At 47.7% G+C, this 23,764-nt stretch carries 20 protein-coding genes; 4 read left to right on the forward strand and 16 right to left on the reverse strand.

The genetic code is table 11. From position 1 onward, the window contains the following. Nucleotide 1: 1 nt before the first annotated feature. The 4 genes from hisS to BLS15_RS11655 form a co-directional block, all read right to left on the reverse strand. On the reverse strand, nt 2-1,252 hold the full coding sequence (gene hisS, locus BLS15_RS11640; RefSeq protein ID WP_021257018.1) for a histidine--tRNA ligase: 1,251 nt from the start codon (nt 1,250-1,252) through the stop codon (nt 2-4). Nucleotides 1,253-1,934: 682 nt separating this feature from the next. After that, the gene (locus tag BLS15_RS28960; RefSeq protein WP_162833953.1) at nt 1,935-2,078 is read right to left on the reverse strand and encodes a hypothetical protein; all 144 of its coding nucleotides are present in this window, start codon (nt 2,076-2,078) and stop codon (nt 1,935-1,937) included. A 65-nt stretch (nt 2,079-2,143) separates the two neighbouring features. Beyond that, a complete protein-coding gene (gene dtd, locus BLS15_RS11650; protein WP_021257020.1) occupies nt 2,144-2,590 on the reverse strand; it encodes a D-aminoacyl-tRNA deacylase in 447 nt (148 codons plus the stop codon). Between the two features lie 131 nt (nt 2,591-2,721). Further along, on the reverse strand, nt 2,722-4,902 hold the full coding sequence (locus tag BLS15_RS11655) for a RelA/SpoT family protein (protein ID WP_028531400.1): 2,181 nt from the start codon (nt 4,900-4,902) through the stop codon (nt 2,722-2,724). A gap of 342 nt (nt 4,903-5,244) precedes the next feature. On the opposite strand from BLS15_RS11655, the gene uraA reads away from it, so the two are divergent. After that, the gene (uraA, locus tag BLS15_RS11660) at nt 5,245-6,507 is read left to right on the forward strand and encodes a uracil permease (protein ID WP_028531401.1); all 1,263 of its coding nucleotides are present in this window, start codon (nt 5,245-5,247) and stop codon (nt 6,505-6,507) included. Between the two features lie 100 nt (nt 6,508-6,607). Here the strand turns inward: uraA and BLS15_RS11665 are convergent, their stop codons facing one another. From BLS15_RS11665 to BLS15_RS11690, 6 genes are all read right to left on the reverse strand, one after another. Beyond that, the gene (locus BLS15_RS11665; protein ID WP_021257022.1) at nt 6,608-7,123 is read right to left on the reverse strand and encodes an adenine phosphoribosyltransferase; all 516 of its coding nucleotides are present in this window, start codon (nt 7,121-7,123) and stop codon (nt 6,608-6,610) included. Nucleotides 7,124-7,162: 39 nt separating this feature from the next. After that, entirely contained in the window at nt 7,163-9,592 is a 2,430-nt protein-coding gene (gene recJ, locus BLS15_RS11670; protein ID WP_021257023.1) for a single-stranded-DNA-specific exonuclease RecJ, read from the reverse strand. 21 nt (nt 9,593-9,613) lie between these two features. Next, nucleotides 9,614-10,564 (reverse strand): cation diffusion facilitator family transporter, encoded by a 951-nt coding sequence (locus BLS15_RS11675; RefSeq protein ID WP_021257024.1) that lies wholly within the window; start codon nt 10,562-10,564, stop codon nt 9,614-9,616. Nucleotides 10,565-10,711: 147 nt separating this feature from the next. Further along, on the reverse strand, nt 10,712-11,623 hold the full coding sequence (gene secF, locus BLS15_RS11680) for a protein translocase subunit SecF (protein WP_021257025.1): 912 nt from the start codon (nt 11,621-11,623) through the stop codon (nt 10,712-10,714). Continuing rightward, nucleotides 11,613-12,881: a protein translocase subunit SecD gene (secD, locus tag BLS15_RS11685; RefSeq protein WP_021257026.1), complete on the reverse strand. Its 1,269-nt coding sequence runs from the start codon at nt 12,879-12,881 to the stop codon at nt 11,613-11,615. Before secD ends, secF begins: the two co-directional genes overlap by 11 nt. Before the next feature lie 108 nt (nt 12,882-12,989). Further along, nucleotides 12,990-13,244 (reverse strand): post-transcriptional regulator, encoded by a 255-nt coding sequence (locus BLS15_RS11690; protein ID WP_021257027.1) that lies wholly within the window; start codon nt 13,242-13,244, stop codon nt 12,990-12,992. Between the two features lie 176 nt (nt 13,245-13,420). Here BLS15_RS11690 and spoVB point away from each other — a divergent pair, with 176 nt between their 5' ends. Next, nucleotides 13,421-15,073 carry a stage V sporulation protein B gene (gene spoVB / locus BLS15_RS11695; RefSeq protein WP_021257028.1) on the forward strand — a complete coding sequence of 551 codons (1,653 nt, stop codon included), beginning with the start codon at nt 13,421-13,423 and terminating at the stop codon, nt 15,071-15,073. Between the two features lie 2 nt (nt 15,074-15,075). On the opposite strand, the gene BLS15_RS11700 is transcribed toward spoVB, so the two are convergent. Together BLS15_RS11700 and BLS15_RS11705 are read right to left on the reverse strand one after the other, a co-directional pair. Continuing rightward, the gene (locus BLS15_RS11700) at nt 15,076-15,843 is read right to left on the reverse strand and encodes a YetF domain-containing protein (protein WP_021257029.1); all 768 of its coding nucleotides are present in this window, start codon (nt 15,841-15,843) and stop codon (nt 15,076-15,078) included. A 140-nt stretch (nt 15,844-15,983) separates the two neighbouring features. Then, the gene (locus tag BLS15_RS11705; protein ID WP_021257030.1) at nt 15,984-17,297 is read right to left on the reverse strand and encodes an ArsB/NhaD family transporter; all 1,314 of its coding nucleotides are present in this window, start codon (nt 17,295-17,297) and stop codon (nt 15,984-15,986) included. Between the two features lie 174 nt (nt 17,298-17,471). Here BLS15_RS11705 and BLS15_RS11710 point away from each other — a divergent pair, with 174 nt between their 5' ends. After that, the gene (locus tag BLS15_RS11710) at nt 17,472-17,870 is read left to right on the forward strand and encodes a TIGR04086 family membrane protein (protein WP_021257031.1); all 399 of its coding nucleotides are present in this window, start codon (nt 17,472-17,474) and stop codon (nt 17,868-17,870) included. A 109-nt stretch (nt 17,871-17,979) separates the two neighbouring features. Then, nucleotides 17,980-18,840: a phosphatase PAP2 family protein gene (locus tag BLS15_RS11715; RefSeq protein WP_021257032.1), complete on the forward strand. Its 861-nt coding sequence runs from the start codon at nt 17,980-17,982 to the stop codon at nt 18,838-18,840. A 105-nt stretch (nt 18,841-18,945) separates the two neighbouring features. Here BLS15_RS11715 and yajC read toward each other — a convergent pair whose 3' ends face one another. The 4 genes from yajC to BLS15_RS11735 all read right to left on the reverse strand — a co-directional run bounded on the left by yajC (nt 18,946) and on the right by BLS15_RS11735 (nt 23,743). Next, a complete protein-coding gene (gene yajC, locus BLS15_RS11720) occupies nt 18,946-19,260 on the reverse strand; it encodes a preprotein translocase subunit YajC (RefSeq protein WP_021257033.1) in 315 nt (104 codons plus the stop codon). A 101-nt stretch (nt 19,261-19,361) separates the two neighbouring features. Continuing rightward, nucleotides 19,362-20,501 (reverse strand): tRNA guanosine(34) transglycosylase Tgt, encoded by a 1,140-nt coding sequence (gene tgt, locus BLS15_RS11725; protein ID WP_028531404.1) that lies wholly within the window; start codon nt 20,499-20,501, stop codon nt 19,362-19,364. A gap of 17 nt (nt 20,502-20,518) precedes the next feature. Continuing rightward, nucleotides 20,519-21,565, reverse strand: a complete 1,047-nt coding sequence (queA, locus tag BLS15_RS11730; protein WP_021257035.1) for a tRNA preQ1(34) S-adenosylmethionine ribosyltransferase-isomerase QueA — start codon at nt 21,563-21,565, stop codon at nt 20,519-20,521. A 12-nt stretch (nt 21,566-21,577) separates the two neighbouring features. After that, on the reverse strand, nt 21,578-23,743 hold the full coding sequence (locus tag BLS15_RS11735) for a SpoIID/LytB domain-containing protein (RefSeq protein ID WP_090511502.1): 2,166 nt from the start codon (nt 23,741-23,743) through the stop codon (nt 21,578-21,580). Between the last annotated feature and the right edge of the window lie 21 nt (nt 23,744-23,764).

Here is a 23,764-nt window from a genome sequence, read left to right on the forward strand (position 1 = left end):
GTTAAGCTCTTTCGATTGCTTCAGCCAATTGCTCCAGCTTCACGAACTGCTGCTCTCCTGTTTCCAGATGCTTCAACGCGATCTCCCCACGTGCCAATTCGTCATCGCCGAGAATCCCTGCATACCGAGCCTTCATGCGATCGGCTGATTTCATTTGCGCCTTCATCTTGCGTCCTTGGTAGTCCTTCTCGGCAGCGATGCCAGCTGTACGCAATGCGTACAACAGCTTCGTCACCTCATTCTCTGCTTGTTCACCAAGTCCTACGAGATAAATATCAAGCGGCGGCTGCTCATTGCAGGCAATGCCTTGCTTATCAAGCAGAAGCACAATTCGCTCCATCCCGATACCGAAGCCAATACCTGTCTGCTCAGGACCGCCGATATCAGCGACTAGACCATTGTAGCGGCCTCCGCCCCCTACGGTATCAATGGCTCCAATCCCTTGGGCCTTATATTCGAATGCCGTATGCGTATAGTAATCCAAGCCGCGCACAAGACGGTGGTTCACTTCATACTCGACGCCCATCGCCGTTAAGTGCTGCTTCACCTTCTCGAAGTGTGTTGCACATTCTTCATCCAAGCTGTCCAGAATCGATGGTGCATTCGTGAACTTGTCCTGATCGACCTTACAGTCGAGCACACGCAGCGGATTACGCTCCATCCGGGATTGACAATCCTTGCACAGTGTCTCCTTCATCGGCATCAGGAAGCCAAGCAAAGTCTCGCGGTAAGCCGCACGGCTCGGTGCGTTGCCGACAGAGTTAATCTCGACACGAACACCGCTCAAGCCAATATCCTTCATGAACTGATAGCCAAGAGCAACAATTTCAGCGTCTAAGCTAGGATCAACAGACCCGAAGGCTTCCACGCCGAATTGGTGGAACTGGCGATAGCGACCCGCCTGCGGGCGTTCATACCGGAACATCGGCCCCATGTAATACAGCTTCGTCAAGTCCGGTTCACCATACAGCTTGTTCTCTACATACGAGCGAACTACGCCTGCAGTATTCTCTGGACGCAGTGTCATGCTGCGGTCGCCCTTATCCCGGAACGTATACATTTCCTTCTCAACGATATCCGTTGTTTCACCAACACCGCGCTCGAACAGTTCAGTCTGTTCGAAGATTGGAGTCCGGATTTCCTTAAAGTTGAAACGACGGCAGATATCCCGAGCTTTTTGCTCAACCGTTTGCCAAATTTCAACCGTGCCAGGCAGCAAATCCTGCGTACCCGTAGGTTTTTGATATGCCATGAGCGCTAACCTCCTAATCGTTTTGTCTATAAAATAAAAAATCTCCCGCCCCGCAAATGATTCATTTGCAAAGGGACGAGAGATGGTATGTTCCATTCACCCGTGGTGCCACCCACATTCCGCAATCGCAAGCACTGTGCCCTATATCGGCTGCACATCGAAATCTCCGATTACGCTTCATTCACGTGTAACGTACGTCATACGCCATACGGCTACTTGGACATTAGGTGTCCTACCTTGAGAGCTCAATGCTTTATCCAAGATCGATGCTTCTCGCTTCGCCGCAGGTTCTCGAGGATGTCATTCATCCGTCCATCATCAAGGTTCTTCCAGCCGTGGAACCTCTCTCTGCATATGTGGGTACGAATTACTTGTTCCTGTCATCAAATCATCATTTTCATTTACATGTAAAGTCGGAATATAAAGAACATTGTAAGGATGTAGCACGCTAAAGTCAAGAAAAAAACCTACATCACTGTAGGTTTATCAATAAGATATATTTTTAAAAGGGGGTCATGTCTGTTATTATAGGTATCCAATGTTAAGGAAACATGAAACAAAGATTACAATAAGATTACAAAAAATAAAGCGCTTTATTTCTGGCTCTTCCTCTCCAACATCAAAGCAAAAAAATACGCCCCAAAAGGGCGCATCCACTGGTATGATGCAGACTTCGATTAGTTTACCGCTTCATGCCTTCGCCATTTCGACGTGTCGCTTGCCTATGCTCTTCCTCTTGCTGCAATGCCGCAGCGGATTCACGCAGCGACTGCATTCCTGACAAGCAGCTGTACTGGATTGCTAACTGATGCAGGGACTGGCGCATCGAATCGCTCCTTTGCCTTGTGCGTCACAGAAGTGCCAGTTCTAGTATAGCCAGTCAGGAAGCTGTTATTCGGTACGGCTATCGACGACTAGCGTAACCGGTCCGTCATTAATAAGATGCACATCCATCATGGCTCCGAACTTCCCAGTCGCAACTTCCAAACCTAGTGTACGAAGACGTTCATTGAATAAATCATATAATGGTTCCGCCTGCTCAGGACGAGCCGCTGCCATGAAGTTCGGGCGTCTTCCCTTCCGGCAATCCCCGTATAAGGTAAACTGAGATACCGATAAAATGCTGCCGCCTACATCCTGCACCGAGCTGTTCATTTTACCAGATTCATCTTCAAAAATACGAAGACCTGCAAGTTTATCCGCCATCCATTCAATATCTCGCTCTGTATCTTCGTGTGTAATGCCCACAAGAAGCATTAAACCCTGTCCAATCCCGCCAACTATTACTCCATCAACGTCCACATGCGCCTCCTTGCAGCGCTGTACAACTACCTTCATGTCGTCATCCTCCTTAGTCCCATATTGCGGTTACAACACCCTTGAGGGGCTGGCATGCTAGATAAGCGTTCCTGTCATCCGCCATTTTATCCTTCTATTACCAACGTCCTTGCATGTAAAAAGGCAGCGAATTATTGCATAATTCGCTGCACTGTGTATACGTCTTTTACTCGTTTGATCTTCTCTACTACAGACTGAAGATGATCCGTATTTCGAATAAGAATCGTCATATGAATCATGGCCAGCTTATTACGGTCAGAACGTCCAGACACTGCTGCTATATTGGTCTTGCTCTCGGATACAGCCTGCAGCACTTCGTTCAAGAAGCCACGGCGATCCATCCCCGTAATCTCGATATCGACACTATAATTCGCCTCAGCAGACTCTCCCCACTCCACATCAATCATCCGTGCAGCGTCTTCGCCATCCGTTGTCGATACGACATTCACGCAATCTGCCCGATGGACAGATACGCCTCTTCCGCGGGTTACATACCCGACAATATCGTCCCCCGGCACTGGATTGCAGCACCGGGCAAAGCGAACGAGGAGATTGTCGATTCCCTTAACGGTAATGCCGTGAGTCGGACGATGCTTGCGAACAGGCTCCTTCTTGACTTCCTTCACTTCATGCGTCAATTCAATCTGACTTGCTTCCTCGGCTTCCTTGCGCATCTTCTCCGTCATGCGAGTGCATACCTGCGCTGCAGTGATCCCGCTGAAGCCTACGGCAGACATCATATCTTCTATATCGTTGAAGTTGAATTTCTTGGCTGCTTCCATCAGCTTCTCATCAGCCATCCATACGGATGTCTCGAGCCCAAGACGCTTCAGTTCACGTTCAATGGATTCCCGGCCCTTCTGCACATTCTCTTCTCGCTTCTCCTTCTTGAACCATTGCTTAATCTTGGAGCGCGCATGCGAAGATTGTGCGATCTTAATCCAGTCCGGGCTAGGACCATAGGAATGCTTTGAAGTTAAGATCTCAACGATATCCCCGGTCTTCAGCTGATGATCAAGCGGTACGATCCGTCCATTCACCTTCGCACCGATCGTCCGATTTCCAACTTCCGTATGGATGCGGAAGGCGAAGTCGAGCGGTACTGAACCGGATGGAAGCTCAATAACTTCTCCCTTCGGCGTAAATACAAATACGAGATCAGAGAAGAAATCCATTTTGAGCGACTCAACAAATTCCTGGGCATCCTTGGTTTCCTGCTGCAAATCCAAGATTTCACGCAAGAAGTGCATCTTCTCTTCGAAGCTGCCGCCAATCGTGCCATTCCCCTCTTTGTAGGCCCAATGAGCCGCGATACCGTACTCGGCCGTACGGTGCATGTCCCAAGTGCGAATCTGAACTTCCGTAGGCTCGCCCGTAGGCCCGATGACCGTTGTATGCAAGGACTGATACATGTTCGTCTTCGGCATCGCAATATAGTCTTTGAATCTACCTGGCATCGGCTTCCACAGTGTGTGGATAATCCCTAAGGTCGCGTAACAGTCTTTAATATTGTCGACAATAATTCGAATGGCAAGCAAATCATAGATCTCGTTGAACTGCTTGCTCTTCGCCGTCATTTTTTTGTACACACTATAAATATGTTTTGGGCGTCCTGACAGATCAGCTGTAATTCCCATCTCATCGAGTTTTTCTTTGATCCGGGAAATGACATCCGAAATGTACTGCTCACGTTCTGCCCGCTTCTTATGCATCAAATTCGCAATGCGATAATACTGCTGCGGATTCAAATACCGAAGCGCAATGTCCTCCATCTCCCATTTGATCGCGGAAATACCCAGACGATGCGCAATCGGACAGAAAATTTCCAGCGTTTCATACGCGATACGGCGCTGGCTTTCCTCCGACTGAAATTTGAGCGTTCTCATATTATGCAGTCTGTCCGCCAGCTTAATGACGATGACTCGGATATCATTTGCCATAGCTACGAACATTTTGCGATAGTTTTCATTTTGCTGCTCTTCTTTAGAGCGGAATTGGATGCGTTCCAGCTTCGTCAGTCCGTCAACGAGCATCGCGCAAGTCTCCCCGAACTTAGCTCGCACTTCCTCCAGGGATACGGATGTATCTTCTACGACGTCGTGCAGCAAGGCCGCAACGACAGAGGTAGGATCCATCTGCATGCCAACAACGATGTCTGCAACGGCCAACGGATGCAATATATAAGGTTCACCGGATTTCCGGACTTGTCCGGTATGCGCTTTGTCCGCAAATTCGTATGCATCGCGGATGCGATCGAGATCCGGTTCTTTCATATAGGTCGCAGCTTTCTCAATTAATTGCTCGATACCCATTGGAGTCGACTCGGTTCCTTTCTTCATCCGGGGACACCTCCCCTAGATTACAGAGTATCCTATAATTATGCCTTTATTCGGTGTCACTCGTCAATGGTTTCCGATCCTTATCATCCGTGAGTGGTGTTTATATATGTCGAAATTTGCAGAATAATCTCGTTTCTTATGGGCATTTGACGTTTTTTTATGCAAATCGAGTAAAATGTTGTTGAAATGAAGGGGGCTTAACCTGTAAATTATATAGTTGGGCCTTAGCGGTAGTTCAAGAAGCTCAAACTTTTTGAACATTGATTGTCTACACGCCCGAATACAACTACATATTTGAAAAAGGAGTGCATTCGCTTGCAACGCGAAATTCAAGTGCATGAAAAACCTGGCTTCGCTCCAGGGCTGCTGCTCAGCATTCAACATTTGTTCGCCATGTTCGGTTCTACCGTGCTTGTACCTAACCTATTTGGAGTCGATCCAGGGATTGTACTGCTGATGAACGGACTAGGTACACTATTCTATCTCATTCTGTGCCGCGGTATGATTCCTGCTTATTTGGGATCGAGCTTCGCCTTCATTTCTCCGGTTATGGTCGTTCTCTCTGGTCATGCGGAGAATTATGCACAAGCACTTGGCGGTTTTATCGTATCAGGTATTATATTTATCGTAGTGGCTCTCATTGTCCAAATGGCAGGCACTCGCTGGCTTGACGTATTATTCCCTCCTGCAGCAATGGGCGCCATTGTTGCGGTTATCGGTTTGGAGCTTGTACCGGTTGCTGCCAACATGTCTGGCTTCATTCCTGCTGGCCCAGATGCCCCATTGGATGGGAAAGCAGTAACGCTCGCATTGATCACATTGGGTGTGACCGTAATCGGTAATGTTATGTTCCGAGGATTCTTTAAGATTATCCCGATATTGATCGGTATTATTACTGGTTATGTGTCGGCTTACCTTATGGGCTATGTGAATATGGATAAGGTCGTTGAGGCATCGTTCATCTCACTGCCTACGGTTACAACTCCAGAATGGAATATGACTGCCATACTTACCATCATTCCCGCAGCGCTCGTCGTTGTCGTGGAGCATATCGGGCACTTGATGGTAACGAGCAACATTGTAGGAAAAGACTTATCCAAAGAACCTGGCTTGCATCGTTCCTTGCTTGGTAATGGTATTTCTACTGTCATTTCTGGTTTCATGGGTTCCACACCGAATACAACATATGGTGAAAATATCGGCGTTATGGCGCTGACACGCGTATACTCCGTATGGGTTGTCGGTGGCGCTGCTGTAATCGCAGTTATCCTGTCGTTCTTCGGCAACGTGTCCGCATTGATTGCGAACATTCCTGTTCCCGTTATGGGCGGCGTATCCCTGCTCTTGTTCGGGGTCATTGCTGCATCTGGTCTCCGTGTTCTTGTGGACTCCAAGGTTGACTTCAGCAAGCCGAAGAATCTGCTGCTGACAACCCTCGTCATCGTCATCGGGATCAGCGGTGCCAAGCTCCAATTCGGTGCTGTTGAATTGAAAGGGATGGCGCTCGCAACTGTGCTTGCGATTGTACTGAACCTGTTCTTCATTATTTTGGACAAGCTTCATTTGTCTAACGAATAATATTGAATCATACAAAAAAATCCCTTGCACGCATCTTCATCTATCACGGAAGAAGAGGCGGCAGGGGATTTTTATTATCGTTGCTTCACAAGAGAACGAATTAATATTGAACGAGCGAAATAACGTCGATGCCTTCGCCCAATTTGTCACGGCCGTTCAATTCACTAAGCTCAATCAGGAATACCGCACCAACGACTTCGCCGCCCAACTGACGAACGAGATCAATCGTAGACTTGATTGTACCGCCCGTAGCGAGCAGGTCATCTGCGATAAGCACTTTTTGGCCAGGCTGAATGGCATCCTTGTGCATAGCAAGCTTATCCTTGCCATACTCCAAGTCATAACCGACCTCAATCGTCTCTCCTGGAAGTTTACCACTCTTGCGGACAGGAATGAAGCCAGCTCCGATAGACAATGCCAATGGAGCACCTACTACGAATCCGCGCGCTTCTGGTCCTGCTACGAGATCAATCTGCTTATCCTTTACGAGTTCATGCATCGCTTCAATGGTCGCCTTGTAGGCTTGGCCATCCTTCAACAATGTTGTTATGTCCTTGAAGCTGATGCCTGGTTGTGGGAAATCAGGAATCACCCGAATATGCTGTTTTAAATCCATCAAAAATCCTCCCTTGGAATTATCCAAATATAATATAGCTTACTTGCAACGCGCTTCATCCCAATATGACCATATCCATGCCGCTAATTCCTCAGTCACTGGTTCGTACCAGCGAGATTCCCAGGCTGCTGCGGTCATCCAATCCTGATAGCGCTGTGATTGTTCAAGTGATGTTTTGTTCGGTTGCTGTACAATGCTGTATACGCTGTTGTTCGAAGAAGATGTACAAGTAATAAAGTCCAATTCCTTAAATACTTCCATCAGCATCAGCAGTTCTCGTTCATTCATACGCAATCTCTTCGCAAGCGAAGACATCGTTGACACTTCCATATCCCAAGTGCCGACTCGCTTTAGTTCGCTATATGCATGGGCCATTCGATCACGACTAGGAGTAAACAGCCGCCCGCCTTCCGGCTGGCGCGGGAGTATGGCATGTATTCTTCCTACATTCGGAAGCTGATCTGCCAACCGCTTCAGCTCCCATTCCGATGGAGGGATACTGCACAGCACGAGCTCATGGATATGCTTCGACACGTTCCCAAGCATGGACTCATCCGCTGCCCATGCCCAGGAGCTCGGTATGACGGTAGGCCCTTCAAGCTCATCGCTATACAACCAGACGAACGGTTCAGCGGCGTACACTCCTGCTTGCTCTCGTGTCATAAGTAGAGCGCTCGTCAGCGGTTCATCCTGCTCGAGTGTTCTTGCCAACTCAATAGCTGATTCGAGTGGACGAGCAGTTGCGCGACGATCGAATAGCTGTCGTTCTGTAATCTGGATATCCTGCATCATCAACTGCGGCTTGCGCTGTCCATTCCATTCATTGATCGACAGCTCTCCAAGCACATCAACCTGCACATCATTGGCAATTCGGTAGGACAATGCCCCTTTATGAAATGCCACCGCATCCAATGTAGCACGCTCTTTGCCTAACATCAACTTTAAATGTTGTCCTTCTTTCCCCATCGTGCGCTTATCGCGTACTACCGCGTTGCGAATAACCACACGCGGACTAGGATTGCCCATTCCGAATGGCGCTAGACGCCCTAATTGCTCAATTACTTCCAGCGGAACATCATCAAGCTCACATTCCGCATCGACTTCCGTGCATGGAATGTAATCATCCTCGGTCAATCTCTCCGCAGCCGTCTTATTCAAGCGTTCCTCCAGCTCGGATAATCGGTCGCGATGAATCGTCATCCCGGCGGCAGCCTGGTGACCGCCATAGTGTTCGAATACCTCTGCGCATTCCGTCATCGATTCATATAAATCAAACCCTGCAATCGAACGGGCCGAGCCCTTGCAAAGTCCTGATTCTTCATCAATCCCAAGCACGAAGGTAGGCCGATAATAGCGTTCTACAATCTTCGAAGCAACAATTCCGATAACGCCGACATTCCAGCCCTCTGCTGCGAGAACGATGACATTCGGAACCTCGCCTGTATCAGTCATCTTCTCCGTCAACTGTGCCTCTGCTTCCTTCACGATGCCTTCTACGATCTTCTGCCGCTCCTTATTCAATCGATCCAGCTCAGATGCATAAGCGATAGCTGTCTCATCCTCATCAGCCGTTAACAATTGAACCGCGATATCGGCATGATCGAGCCGACCGCTTGCATTAATGCGCGGGGCCATTGAGAAGGCAATACTTGTCGAGGTTACTTCTGTCGGATCTATCGCGCCAATGGTCATCAAAGCGCGAATGCCCGCATATTGGGAACGAGCCATGCGTTTCAATGCTTCCTGAACAATGACTCGATTCTCTCCGAGTAGCGGCATCAAGTCAGCCACTGTTCCAATCGCAGCAAGCTCCAGATAATGTTCCGGCACATTGCCGAGTAATGCATGAGCCAGCTTAAAAGCTACGCCCACCCCAGCCAATCCCTTGAATGGGTAGGGGCAATAAGGAAGCTTCGGATTGACGAGGGCATATGCTTCTGGAAGCTGCTCAGGCGGCTCATGGTGATCCGTAACAACGATATCAATGCCAAGCTCCTTCGCATAGGCAACCTGCTCTACGGCACTAATGCCAGTGTCGACGGTTACGATAAGCGTACAGCCTTGCGCCTTCGCATCATCAATCGCGCCATTGTTGAGTCCATATCCTTCATTCGCACGATGCGGGATATAGTAATCGAAGTTCGCCTCTAACTCTCTCATCAGGTAAATCATAAGCGAAGTACTCGATACGCCATCCGCATCATAGTCACCGTAAATTCGAATTTTCTCTCCGCTATTTAACGCCCGTCTTATCCGTTCCACCGCTTCTTCCATCCCTGCCATGAGGAACGGGTCATGCAGTTGGTTGACATCAGCATATAAAAACTGCTGGATCTGCTCCGCAGTGTCAATCCCACGTACGACCATCATACGAGCCAACAATGGCGATAATTTGGCTTCTTGTGCCAATCGACTCACTTGCTCGTCTGACGTTGCCGCGCAGATCCACCGTGAACGTGGATGAAGCATTCTTTATCTCCTTTATTATCCTTATTGCAGCAATGTGGAGGCATCCTCACTACGTGCTTCCTGAGATCGATAAGGGAATCCCGGATCGAATGGATTCACATGTACGAATACATCTGCTACATGGATAAACCGCTGCAATAAATGTTTTTTGACTCGCTTGGCAACTGTATGTCCTTCCGCTACCGTCAAGCGAGGATTGACGCTAATTTTGACATCTACAATCACATAATGTCCGTGCTCGCGCGCTCGCAGCTCATCAACAGTAATTACACCGTCAACGGATTGCACTGCTCGAATAAGTGGATTCGCATCCTCATCATGCAGGACGTGATCCATGGTGGAGTGGATGGAGTCCAGTACGAGCCGATACCCCATTCGTAGGACGAGCAGAGCTACAACAGCACCCGCGATCGGATCTAAATAGAGAAGCCAGCTAATGCCTAGTTTGCCGCCAATCATTGCTCCCCCAACGCCTGCTAGTGCCGCAATAGACGAGTATACATCAGATCGATGCTCCCACGCATTCGCAATTAATGCCTGCGACGATAAGCGCTTGCCCAATCGGAATTTGTACTGGAACATACTCTCCTTCGCTACGATGGACAAAATAATAGCTGCCAGCGCATACCACTCTGGCACGACGACTTTGCCATTCCATATTGACTTAGCCGCAGAGATTGCCAGTTCAATTCCCACGACCAGCAGCAGTACAGAGACGACAATTGCAGCAATCGATTCTGCCTTGCCGTGACCATATGGATGATCTTTGTCTGGAGGACGCTTAGCCGCCTTCAAACCGACTAGAACAGCGAATGAACCCGCTACATCCGAAGCAGAATGAAAGGCATCTGCGATAAGCGCCTGGCTCCCGGACAAAAATCCGGCTATTCCCTTGACTCCAGCTAATAAGATATTCCCGATAATTCCTACCCAGGCTCCGGTCTCCGCCTTGGCAAATCGGTCAGTAGACATGCAGCATCCCTCGTTTAATCATCATTGTGATCATGGCGGCTTACACAACGCCAAAACCGCGTCACAAACGGACGCGGCTTTATCGTATGTTTCTTAACTCCAGATTATGAGAGAAAAGAAAAACAAATGGTTTCTTTACAAAATAAATTACTTCGCTTCCTGCGGTTTAGCAGAAGCTTTTGGTTTCTTGCTCTCTTTGTTCTTCAATACGACCCACAGCGGGCTTGCAATGAAGATGGACGAGTAAGCACCAAAGCCGAGACCGAATAGAATCGCAAGTGAGAACATCCGGATTGACTCACTACCGAAGATGAACAGACAGAGCGCCGTTACCAATACAGTCAATACTGTATTGATGGAGCGAGTGAGCGTTTGGTAGATACTGTCGTTAACCAAATGAGCCAAGTCATCCATACTCTTGATCTTCGAAAAACGTAAATTCTCACGAATCCGGTCAAAAATAACGATCGTATCGTTAATGGAATAACCGATGATCGTCAGCACCGCAATAATAAACGGCAGCGTGACCTCCAACCGGAAGATGGAGAACAAGCTGATAACCATAAATGCATCATGCAGCAGGGCGACAACCGCTGATACGGCAAAGCGCCACTCAAAGCGGATGCTGACATAGATAATAATCCCGATGCTCGCGATCAATACAGCGAGCAGTGCATTACGCTGCAATTCGCGGGCAATCTCTACATCAACCGTATTGATTTCCATGGAAGAGCCTTCATCAATCTTCTTCATGTCCGCCTTGAACTGCTTTTCGTGCTGCTCATCAAGAACTTCAGTGAAACGTACGGTAATACGTTCCGCCCCCATCGTAATCGTAGGTTCTTTTTTGAAATTATATGTTTTCAGCAGTTCTTCCACTTGTGATTTCTCAATTTTCTTAGTTAGGTTGATATCCACATTCGTACCAGAGCTGAAATCAACTCCATAGTTCAATCCGAATATCGATAGAGACAACGCACCGAGAATGGTAATCACGATCGAGAAGATAAAGAAATATTTACTCTGATGAACAAAGTTGAATGTTCCCTTAAAGCGCACGGATTTCACTCTCCTTTACGCCAAAATATCCTGGCTTGCTCAATAACTTCGATTTCGCAAGCAGATGTAGGAACACACGAGACAAGAATACGTTTGTGAAAATACTGCAAATGACTGTCATCATCAAGATGAGTGCGAAGCCTTTAACGGAGCTTTCACCCATGATGTACATAACAACACCTGCAATAATCGTCGTTACGTTTGCATCCATAATGGTTCTGAACGAGTTCTTTGAACCAGCCTTGAGTGCGGAGTTAATCGATTTACCGCTCCGCAGCTCTTCCTTAATCCGTTCATAAGTAATGATGTTCGCATCGACTGCCATACCGAGACCGAGAATGAATGCCGCAATACCCGGCAATGTCAGTGTAATATCAGCCAACCAGAACAACACCAGCAGAAGCCATGTGAACAAGACGAGCGAGAAGCTCGCAATTACCCCTGGCAAACGGTAAACAAGCAGCATGAACACGAGAATCAGTGCCGATCCGATCAAGCCGGCTTTCACCGTTTGTTCCAACGACAACTTACCTAGTGTTGCAGCAACACTTTGGGAGTATTTTTCTGTCAGTTTCAGCGGCAATGCGCCAAGGTTGATTTTGTCGCGAAGGTCATTCGCTTCCTCAACCGTGCGCTGACCAGTAATCGTCGCCTCTCCACCCGGAATCTCGTAGTTAACAGCCGGATCAGAGATCATATTCTCATCCATGAAGATTGCCAAATGGTTGCGCTGCTCACCGGCAAGTGAAGCAAGACGTTTCGTCAATTCAGAGAATTTGCCTGCATCCTTCAACTTGATAGCTACAATCGGTTGTTGCAAATCGTTAAATACGACGCTCGCGCCACCCTCCTTGAAGTCTGTTCCCTGCAATTCCACCTTACAGTAGTCCGTGGCTTCCTTGCAGCCGTCAGAACTACGGAAGGTCAGCACCGAAGGCTCCTTCAATTTCTTGCGAACTTCTTCCTCATTCTTCACATCGGCAAGCTTGACACGAATCCGATCCGAACCTTCAATGATGATCTCCGGTTCGCTCGTGCCGTTAGCATCAATACGCTTAGCCAAGCTCTTCGCCGTTTGTTTCAACGCCTCATTTGTAATTTTGCCACCCGATTCAAGCGGCGATGCTTGATACAATATTTCAAAGCCGCCCTTCAAATCGAGCCCAAGACGTATGCTGTTGACGATCGAAGGGCTTGTCCAAAAAATGACGCCTAGCGAAACGACAACGATGAGCAGGAATGCGGTCACCCTTTTCATATCGTCCCTAGTCCCCTTTCATATTCAATATTCCTATTATATCGGCGCTCATTTTTCGCGTCAATTTTAAGAATCATGGCAAACAAACAAAAAAAAGGCCTCGCCTTATTAAAAGGGAGCGCCCCGATATGCGGCAACTGTCATATAATTCATAAATTGCGTTGCTTTAAGCGATAAAATATCATTTACAACCTTATGCAGCGCAGGCTCGCTTCCATTTTTTACATACTTTGAACTTACACATTCCCATACATCCTTACCGGTAACGTGCTCGTACCCAATCAAGCGCAATTCTTCTGCTTTGCTCTCACAGCACAGTTCAATTGCCTCGATACGTTCCGCATCACTAATCAGTTCTGTCATGCCGCACAACTCCCTTCTCCACGTTAGTCATAATTCGACCCTCTCCTCTTGAATTCCTGCTAATACGCAAGCTCTAGGCTGAAAATCTCCTCAACACTTTCGGTATGGTTTGTGGACAACCGCATATGAATGATATTGGGCAGCAATTACGTGCTGAAGTTTGCGCGAGAAGAGGGATGCTATTGTCAAAAAATACCTTACAAAAACAAACATTTATTCAAGGAACACTTATTTTATTGGCAGCCGGCATCGTGAACCGCATCCTTGGATTCATCCCACGCATTATGCTGCCGCGCATCATTGGAGCAGAGGGCGTAGGCATTTATCAGCTGGGATACCCCTTCCTCATCGTGATCATTACGTTAATAACGGGTGGGATTCCACTAGCAGTGGCCAAGCTTATCGCGGAGGCAGATGCTACCGGCGATCAACAACGAGTAAGACGGATATTGTCATTGTCACTCAAAATAACGATTGGGGCATCCCTATTATTTTCAGTTGCCTTGCTTGTTCTTGCACCATGGATTACGACACACGTTCTAACGGACAGCAGAGTATATTATACGTTCATGGTGATGACCCCCATCATTATCGTGATTGCTGCCTCATCCGTGCTTCGAGGGTATTTCCAGGGCATGCAGAACATGATACCGACCGCGATGTCTCAAGTTACTGAGACCATAATACGGATCTTTACCGTCATTTTATTTGCTTATATGGGCTTGCCTTACGGCTTGGAATGGGCGGCCGCTGGCGCCATGGCAGGTGTAGTGATTGGGGAGATCGGAGGATTTGCCGTACTTGCTTGGATGTATCACACGGCTCGTAAACGTCACTCTCAGAGCAGCGCTCAACAGCTCAATGCGGTGCAGCAGCCAATTAAAGGTGGACAAGAGCCAACGTTCGCAACCTCTTCCCCAGCTCAGGGCAATGTTTTACAAAGATTGCTGCAAATCGCGATCCCTGTTACAGGAGGCAAACTGGTTGGATCTCTGTCCTATTTATTAGAGTCCATCACAATCGCACGCAGTCTTGCAGCAGCCGGTATCATTACCGCAGTCGCAACGGCGCAATACGGAGCACTTCAAGGCATGATTATTCCTATTCTCACCTTGCCAGGAGCACTTACTTACTCTCTTGCGGTCTCACTCGTCCCTGCCCTGTCCGAAGCACTTGGCCGCAGAGATACGACCACCATTCAGAAGCGCATTCATCAGGCTCTCCGGCTTGCGCTCGTAAGCGGAGCACCTTTTGCTGTTGTTATGTTTGTACTGGCTTTTCCCTTATGTTCTCTGCTATACAATGATGCAACCGTTGCTCCAATGTTGAAATGGATGGCGCCTGTTGCTATTTTCATTTACCTGCAAGCCCCGCTCCAAGCTGCTCTCCAAGCGCTAGAACGTCCGGGAACAGCTCTCGTCAATACCTTCATAGGGGCATTTCTTAAAATTGGGTTGATTCTATGGCTCGCGGCCGATCCGAAATTAGGCATTACCGGCGCGGTCATCGCCATCAATGTGAACATCGTTGTCGTAACAACCATGCACGCATACAGTGTCGTTCGCCATGTTGGCCTTAAGCTTCCTTGGCTGGATTTCATCAAAGTTGGAGCCGCAATGATCATTACGGCTGGATGCATACAAGCGACATATATTCATTTTCCAGGTTCTACGGACGAGCATCTTGTGCTTCGATTCATTATTTCTTGTATTGTTGGGATTGTTGTCTATATTCTACTTCTTATCATGATGAAATTAATCGATCGCAGTGATCTTTCCCGCTTTCCGTTCTTTCGACGCTTCTTTCATGCGAAGCCTGATCCAAAATAATCTCAGCGCTTTAGCTTACTCGGGTTGCTATCTACGTAAATATGGCCTTTATGGTCTATGGAACAGAAGAACACTTGCTTAAAATCATAGACACCCTTTTGTTGGATTTGATTTTTCAACCAGAACCGTGTCTTGTCGATGCTTAGCAAATTCTGTTCCTGCACCTTCCCCTCCATAATGAGCGGCAAGGGAAGGGATGTGAATTGATATTGGTGTGCTTCCGGCAGGGCGGGCTGTGTATTGGATGGTTTGGACTTGCTTTCCTTCTGCCCTTCCTGCTTGCCTGCATTTGAGCTCGATGAGTTCTGGTTTGGCTTTTCCTCACTTGCCTTAAATACGGACAATTCCCCTGTTGATTCTAAAATGGCGTAGGTAACATCATTGATATTGTCGATCCCTTGTCCCCGCAGTTGCAGCATTAAATCATCCAAATTGTATCGCTGCTTCTTCATAACGTCCTGCTGCAGCACTCCATTGGCAATAATAATGCTTGGAGTCCCGTCAAATACTTCGCGCATTTTCGTGCTCTTTAACGTTACGAAGGCAAGCGTAACCTGGATGACGAGCAGTACAATGATCGGAGCAAATTCCACAAGAAGGGGACGCTCTGAATCGTCAATCGTCATGACTGCAATATCTGCAATCATGATCGAGATCACGAGGTCAAAAACAGACAGCTTGCCGATTTCACGCTTGCCCATTACACGAAGAACAATTAATACCGCAAAATACATCAACACTGTACGAAAAACGACGGTCCAAAGTCCCATATGTTACGCCTCCCTCGCTGCCGATTGTCGGATTGCGATAGCCGCTTTCATTGGTATTCTGACCGTCGTGATCGTGAAGCATACTGCTTCATTATTATTGAATTGTTCCCATCCTGTATCTTACAAATGGACAATTGTAATTATAGGATGAACAGCAAAATGTATCCTGTTGAAATCAAAAGCGAGATAATCGTAATAGGCGCACCTATTTTCAAAAAGTCCATATAGCTAAAACCATGACCCTCACGCTGGGCCATACCCGCCACAATGACGTTGGCAGATGCACCTATCAGTGTCCCGTTTCCGCCAAGACATGCACCAAGCGCAAGTGACCACCAGAGTGGATTCAATTGGTTCGGATCTGTAATCCCCATCTGCGTCCCGATATCCTGCAAGAGAGGGATCATTGTCGCGACGAACGGGATGTTGTCAATCGTAGCCGACGCAATACCGGATACCCAGAGGACGAGCATCGAAGTCTTGGTCATATCACCGTTCGTAAGTCCGAGCGTAAGTTCTGCAAGACGATTGATGACACCTACTTGAATCAAACCGCCAACAAGGATGAACAATCCGATAAAGAAAAGAATCGTAACCCATTCGACTTGATGGAGCGCCTCTTCAAGCTCCTCCTCATTTTTCAATCCGATGAGCATCAAGATTGTTGCTCCTGCCATTGCGACAACCGCTGCCTCAACGTGAATGACTGAATGGAGTGCGAAGCCAAGAATCGTAAAAATAAGCACAGTAAGGGACTTCTTTACAAGCTTAGCGTCTGTAATGTACGAAGCTGCCGACAGCTCCATCAATGCTTGCCGCTGCTCGTCCGACACATGCAGCTGTTTGCGGTAGATGAACAGCAAGCAGCCGATTATGACGATTGCGATGACAAACACAATTGGAGCCAGATGCGTCAAAAACATATTGAAAGTCAGATGCTTATTGGCAGATCCAATCATAATATTCGGCGGATCGCCTATTAGGGTTGCTGTTCCCCCTACATTCGATGCGATAACCTCCGCGATCAGAAATGGCACTGGGTTGATTTTCAACATACGTGTAATGGAAAACGTAATCGGCACCATGAGCAGCACCGTCGTTACATTATCCAAAAATGCAGATCCTACCGCTGTGAGCAGGAACATAATGAGCATGATGCGCTTCGGATGTCCCTTAGCCCGCTGTGCTGCCTTGACAGCAGCGTATGAGAAGATCCCGCTCTTGTTCGTAATCCCCACCAGAATCATCATACCAACGAGCAGGAACAGCGTATTCCACTCGATATAGGTTGTAAATGCCATATGTACATCTACAATCTGCAGGACGAGCATCGCAACTGCGCCTAAGAGCGCAATAACGGCTCGGTTAATCTTCTCCGAAATAATGATGGCATACGTGATTAAAAACACAATGACCGCCGCGGTCACTTGCCAATTTGCTACAGTATGTCCCACAAGACTCCATCCCTCTCTACCTTATAAGGCTCTGATTGCAACTTTCTTCTTTACTGACCTTTTGTTCACACATTATAACGCTGTCTTTTTTTTTCGTCTATGCCTTGTACTAAATTGGATAGCTTGCCCATACGATGAATACTAATCATAGAAATGATGGGAGGAGCGTGTAAGATGAATGCGATTCAGAATGTAACGCGCTGGAAATTAGGCCACCCGCTAGTGGCGGGAATCGTCTATGCCTTCGTTTGGATGGCTCTCGGTGCACTCGCCTTGTCAGTCTTGCTATATTCAAGCTCAACTAGTGAGGACGAAATGAAAGGCTATATTTATATTATCCATTGTATCGCTCTTTTTATCGGTGGATGGACTTCTGGCAGAAGAAGCGGCAAAAAGGGCTGGTACTATGGAGGAATGACAGGAATCTTCTACGTGCTGCTCGTCATGCTGATTGGTTTTTTGGCAATGGATGCAGGGGTAAGCGTACAAAAACTCGTCCAAACAGTAGCAGCGTTCGCTGTCAGTGCAATTGGGGGTATTATCGGTGTAAATATGAGCAAGTCCGGCCAGTAAGGAGGGAAGCCTTGAGTTCGAATGATCGCATCATGTAATCCCCACCCAATTGTGTTATACTATTGGAGTTTACAAAACGGCAATGTGACATTACATTAGGGGGATTCTCGTGGTTCTATTTCAATCCATGCAGACTGTCACGCTGTGGACCATCGTAACCGTCATTGTGCTCGTCTGGTTCGGTTCACGCAGACAGCCGCTAGCTGTCGCTGGAGCATTTCTACGATCACTGTGGACATCACGTTCTTTTCTTATTGCTCTCATTGCGATGGTGCTTATTCTCATGGTCAACGGCATGGAGCTTACGCTCGAAAAAATGCTGCAGATTAATTGGGATTTCACTTCCAATATTCATCAACTTGAAGGGCAATTCGTATACAGTGTACAGCAGATTTTCAATCATCCGTTATTAACGCAATTTGTTTCCTTTTTCTATATTGTTGTCTTTCAAGCACTTATCGTAGCCTCACTCGGGATTTATACAACAAACGGGAATATCCGTATGGCGCACGCTGTATGCTATGCCATTATGATTAACTACATCGTAGCTATCCCATTCTATTTATTTTTCCCAGTTAATGAGGTATGGTCGTATGCACCAGCCGGGGTCAGCTTCCGCATGCTGGAGGTGTTCCCGAACTTCGAGGAGCAATATCGCGCATTCTCTGGTATCGATAATTGCTTCCCAAGCTTGCATACGTCGATCTCTGTAACGGTCGCTCTGCTCGCTTCACAGTCTGGCAATCGAAGATGGGCCATCTTTACGGCAGCAAGTGCAATTATTATTGTGTTCTCGATCTTCTACCTTGGCATTCACTGGTTAACCGATATGCTGGCTGGAACTGTACTTGCTATGGTTGCATCATGGGTGGGCTTGAAGCTTGCTGGTGTTCAACCCAAGCTCAGCTTGCTGCCAGATCGGCAAAAGACATTCAGCAAGTCTTATACCAATTCCAACGACATAAGCTAATCATGCTCCTACTCCCTTCGGCATACGGCGCATGATGCAACGAAAGAAGGGGCTCGCCAATTGCATCTCATGCAACGGTGAGCCCCTTCTCCTATGCTTGGCATCTTAGGATGCGCTTGAAGATTCATCTACAGATACAACTTGACTAATTGCACTGCGATCGAATGTCATTTTTGTAACGTCATTTACACGCAACACGACTGTGTCGTCCGTAATTTCCATGATGCTGCCATGAAGACCGCCAATCGTTACGATCTTGTCTCCCTTTTTCAATGCACCAAGCATTGAGTTCCGCTGCTTCTGCTTCTTCTGCTGAGGACGGATTAACAAGAAGTAAAATACTGCAAACATCAAGACGAACGGCAACAACATTTGAAGAAACCCACCAGTTCCTCCTGCCTCTGCTCCTGCTATCAACATGTATGTATCCCCCTTTCAATAATGAAATAATTATGTATAGACTGCCGAACGAGCTGAAGCATCCACGAATGTGAACGATTCAGCAGGCAGCATGTCTACTGTTAGAACCCGCTCTCGTTGCGGTCCATTCCATAAGCTTCAAAGAATTCGTCTCTGAAATCGCGCAGTCGATCTTCACGGATCGCCTCGCGTACTTGACTCATTAAGTTCACCAGGAAATACAAGTTATGATAAGTCGTCAAGCGAAGACCAAATGTCTCATCTGCCTTAATGAGATGGCGCAAATACGCACGCGAGTAGTTGCGGCATGTGTAGCAATCGCACTTCGGATCAAGCGGCCCGAAGTCACGAGCATACTTCGCATTCCGTACAACAAGACGGCCTTGGCTTGTCATAGTCGTACCATTGCGAGCGATGCGTGTAGGAAGTACGCAGTCGAACATGTCCACTCCGCGCATAGCTCCCTCGATCAAAGCATCCGGTGATCCAACCCCCATCAAATAGCGGGGCTTATTAGCCGGAAGCAACGGAGTTGTGTAATCCAGCACCTCGTACATCAAGTGTTTCGGTTCACCTACACTAAGTCCTCCAATAGCATACCCCGGGAAATCCATCGAAGTCAAATCCTTCGCACTCTGGCGGCGAAGGTCTTCATACATGCCACCTTGGATAATTGCGAACAGTGCTTGATCGTGTGGTCTAGCATGGCTCTCCAAACAACGTTCCGCCCAACGAGTTGTACGCTCAAGCGATGGCTTGATATATTGAGGTTCAGCCGGATATGGAGGACATTCATCGAATGCCATCATAATATCAGAGCCTAGCGCATTCTGAATCTCCATAGCCTTCTCTGGAGACAAGAAGAGCTTGTCCCCATTCAAGTGGGAACGGAAGTGAACCCCTTCTTCTTCAATCTTACGCATATCGCTAAGACTAAATACCTGGAACCCGCCGCTATCCGTCAAAATAGCCCGATCCCAATTCATAAACTTATGAAGCCCGCCAGCTTCGCGAATGATTTCATGCCCTGGACGAAGGAAGAGATGGTACGTATTGCTCAAAATAATCTTGGCTTCCATCTCTTTCAACTCTTCTGGGCTCATCGTCTTTACCGTTGCCAATGTCCCAACAGGCATGAAAATTGGTGTTTCGAAGGAGCCGTGTGGGGTATGAACCTTGCCAAGCCGCGCTCCCGTCTGCTTGCATGTCTTAATTAATTCGTAAGTAACTGCTGCCATAATTGTATCTCATCCTTGTATTAGGTTTCCGTTGCATTATCATAAATGAACATGGCGTCGCCGAAGCTGAAGAAGCGATATTTCTGCTCAATTGCTTCCTGATAGGCAGCCATAATATGTTCACGGCCAGCCAGTGCGCTGACAAGCATCACTAATGTCGATTTCGGGAGGTGAAAGTTCGTTAGTAGCGAGTTCACAAGTTTGAATTCATATCCTGGATAGATAAAAATGTCTGTCCAGCCCGAACACGGCTCAATCGCCTTTCCGACAAATCTCCCTGCAACCGTTTCTAGTGTTCTTGCTGATGTAGTTCCTACTGCAACTATACGGCCGCCTTGCTCTTTCGTTTCATTAATTGTTCGTGCCGTCTCTGCACTCACTTCATAATATTCCGAATGCATGACATGCTCTTCAATCGTATCAGAAGACATTGGTCGGAACGTGCCCAATCCTACATGAAGGGTAACATACGCAATTCGAGCTCCCTTATTTTCCACTTCCGCTAGGAGTTCTTTCGTAAAGTGCAATCCTGCCGTAGGTGCAGCAGCAGATCCCTCGTGCTTCGCATACACGGTCTGATAACGTTCACGATCATCCAGTTGTTCTTTAATATATGGAGGAAGGGGCATTTGCCCAAGCTCATCCAATATTTCATTGAAAATGCCCTCATATGTGAAGCGTAGCAATCTCGCCCCCATCTCACGCTCTTCCAACACTTCCGCTTTCAACTTATCACCGAACACTACAACCGTTCCCAGCTTGACTTTCTTCCCTGGCTTCACGAGCGCTTCCCAGCAATTATTCTCTTCCTGCTTGAGCAAGAGAACTTCCACCTTAGCGCCCGTATCTTCCTTAACTCCGAACAACCGGGCAGGGATAACCCGAGTGTCGTTCAGTACCAATAAATCGCCTGGCTGTAAATAATTTATGATTTCAGGGAATGCATGGTGCTCCACTTCACCAGTCTGGCGATTCAATGTCAATAATCGAGATGCAGTCCGTACTGCCAACGGTGTCTGCGCAATCAAATGCTCTGGTAAATGAAAATCATATAAGTCCACATTCATCTGCTATCCGTCCTAACGCTTCACTAGCTCTACATTTTTGTAATAGTATTGCAAAATCGCTTTATAGTCATACCCTTGATCGGCTAATCCCTTGGCACCCCATTGCGACATTCCGACTCCGTGCCCATTACCTTTGCCAACAAACAAGAACGATGTCGCTTCTACGACTGGCTTCTGCTCTTCCTTGGTAGGCGACACTTTGCTTGTCGTACCTTTCCCATTTACAGCTACCATGCTGCTTGGGAGCTTCCCGCTTGTCTTGCTGCTGCCGCTGACAACACGAAGCTGTGAGGTATCTTTAACGGATTGCAATTTGCCTTCTGCCCCAACGATAGAAATCGAGGATGTGCCTGTCACGCTGCCATTGCTGAGGACATCAGACACCACACCTGATCCGCCAGGAACGATATCGAACAAAGTACTCGGCAGACCGCCAAATGCATAACGGAAGTTGTCTGGATAACTAACCGCGACAGGCTTGCCATTAGCTTCGATCTTGACAGCACGTCCAGATGGACCTCTTTCCGTAACCGCTAGAGTCTTAATCGTTCCGCTTAATGTCGTCTCTGTCCGATCCTTCAGCCAGCTGGTAATCTGCTCCGCTGTATAAGGGCCTCGTACCCAATTCATTTCATTATTTTCTTTAATCGTTTCAAGCACAGTTAACTTTGTACCCTTATCGACCTTCCCTACAGGTTGAACGTCTGTCTGAATAGCCGGTGTTGGGCGTACATTCGTACCATTTTCAAGAACGGTTGCCGTCTGCCCGGAAAGACTCACTACATCCTCACGAACATATCCTGTCTTACCATCTGGCAAGGATACGCGATACCATGATTTGGAACCTGCCGCTGCGACATCGTCTGGACTATCGACAACTTGGAAGTAATCGTAAGAGCCGCCCCAGACTTCCATCGGATCAGCCGTCTTGCCGCCTGCATTGGAATTGAAAATGGCCTCGATTAGCTTGCCATTCTGCATCAGCACTTCTCCAGCCGTCTCTTCCACGGCTCTCTTAATGTCAGGATGCTCTTTCTCCACACCGAAGTAGGCTTGGCTTAATGTTGTATCTACCACATTAGCAATCTCGAATTTGTTTCCTTGATACAGCGCAAATGTGCGAGCGGCTACCGCCTGCGCTTTCAATGCATCCATCGGCCAGCTGGAATAGACCTCTCCACCAACGACCGATATCAAATATTCTTCAAGCGGCACTTGATTAACCAGTGCCAGCTTGTCCTTATATAGACTAACCTCCATCACGCCGCGGTACGCTCTTCCGCTTCGTTCACTTACCTTAATCGTCGTCGTCGTTTTCGGCTTCACAATCCACTTTGCACTGCCGTATACGCGATAATGAGGAGTAAGCGCGTTGCCCGTCGATTCCATGCTATGTACAGCAGCACCTTGGGCTTGTGCAGCGCCCGCCGCATATCCCTTCGATGCGACTACAGTTTGTATCCCGCTAAGCTGTGCATCCGAAGCAGCTTGACCTGCCCAGACCGCTGTCCGCACTCCACTATCCGTTGCCAATGTCACCACATAAGCATCAAGATCTGCATCCAGCAAGGATTGTTGTACATTTTTAGCCTCGTCTTGGGAGCCATATGTGCCAGCTTGCACATAATGGGGGCCAACGACGGATGGTTCATATCCATTCACCGTCATTCCACGCATCTTGTCCATAGCTTGGGAGGCAGATTTGCTGGTTGTATAGCTGCCGGCATAGACAGCGAAGAATGTCGTTCCACGTCTTGGAATCTGGGTAATATATGCTGGCCCTGAAGACTGTGCCTTCTTCATAACCGATTGCGCCTCAGTTAAATCATCGGTTTCGAGTAATTTCACTTTATAATCATCCGCACTAAAGCGAGCTTGTCCACCATCCACATCAACGCTGCCTTTGGAACTCGCTCCAATTCGTGCTTCCAATTGCAGCGATGCTGTGGAGGCCAGAGACAGGAGCGATGTTTGCCCAGGTGATCCTTTGCTCAAATTAGCGAACAAAGCCACTCGGATATGATTCTCAAGAGCAGCTTGCTCAGGTCTTGCATCGTTACTTGCTGCCGCATACGCGACGTTAGCTGGCTGCATAAGAGCATACGGAGCTCCACATAGCAGAAGAGCCCCCGTAAGCACACTTGCAACGGATCGGATAACGTTCCTGTTGTTATTCAAGTTTCCCCATTCCTTTCTTCT

This window comes from Paenibacillus sp. cl6col (assembly GCF_900102125.1).
In the GTDB taxonomy this organism is placed as follows: Bacteria; Bacillota; Bacilli; order Paenibacillales; family Paenibacillaceae; genus Paenibacillus_B; species Paenibacillus_B suaedae.

What these genes read in the sequence shown, in the direction of transcription:
- hisS (WP_021257018.1), bottom strand. Translation starts at nt 1,252, where the DNA reads ATGGCATATCAAAAACCTACGGGTACGCAGGATTTGCTGCCTGGCACG.
- BLS15_RS28960 (WP_162833953.1), bottom strand. Translation starts at nt 2,078, where the DNA reads ATGCGCCAGTCCCTGCATCAGTTAGCAATCCAGTACAGCTGCTTGTCA.
- dtd (WP_021257020.1), bottom strand. Translation starts at nt 2,590, where the DNA reads ATGAAGGTAGTTGTACAGCGCTGCAAGGAGGCGCATGTGGACGTTGAT.
- BLS15_RS11655 (WP_028531400.1), bottom strand. Translation starts at nt 4,902, where the DNA reads ATGGGTATCGAGCAATTAATTGAGAAAGCTGCGACCTATATGAAAGAA.
- BLS15_RS11665 (WP_021257022.1), bottom strand. Translation starts at nt 7,123, where the DNA reads ATGGATTTAAAACAGCATATTCGGGTGATTCCTGATTTCCCACAACCA.
- recJ (WP_021257023.1), bottom strand. Translation starts at nt 9,592, where the DNA reads ATGCTTCATCCACGTTCACGGTGGATCTGCGCGGCAACGTCAGACGAG.
- BLS15_RS11675 (WP_021257024.1), bottom strand. Translation starts at nt 10,564, where the DNA reads ATGTCTACTGACCGATTTGCCAAGGCGGAGACCGGAGCCTGGGTAGGA.
- secD (WP_021257026.1), bottom strand. Translation starts at nt 12,881, where the DNA reads ATGAAAAGGGTGACCGCATTCCTGCTCATCGTTGTCGTTTCGCTAGGC.
- BLS15_RS11690 (WP_021257027.1), bottom strand. Translation starts at nt 13,244, where the DNA reads ATGACAGAACTGATTAGTGATGCGGAACGTATCGAGGCAATTGAACTG.
- spoVB (WP_021257028.1), top strand. Translation starts at nt 13,421, where the DNA reads ATGCTATTGTCAAAAAATACCTTACAAAAACAAACATTTATTCAAGGA.
- BLS15_RS11700 (WP_021257029.1), bottom strand. Translation starts at nt 15,843, where the DNA reads ATGGGACTTTGGACCGTCGTTTTTCGTACAGTGTTGATGTATTTTGCG.
- BLS15_RS11710 (WP_021257031.1), top strand. Translation starts at nt 17,472, where the DNA reads ATGAATGCGATTCAGAATGTAACGCGCTGGAAATTAGGCCACCCGCTA.
- yajC (WP_021257033.1), bottom strand. Translation starts at nt 19,260, where the DNA reads ATGTTGATAGCAGGAGCAGAGGCAGGAGGAACTGGTGGGTTTCTTCAA.
- queA (WP_021257035.1), bottom strand. Translation starts at nt 21,565, where the DNA reads ATGAATGTGGACTTATATGATTTTCATTTACCAGAGCATTTGATTGCG.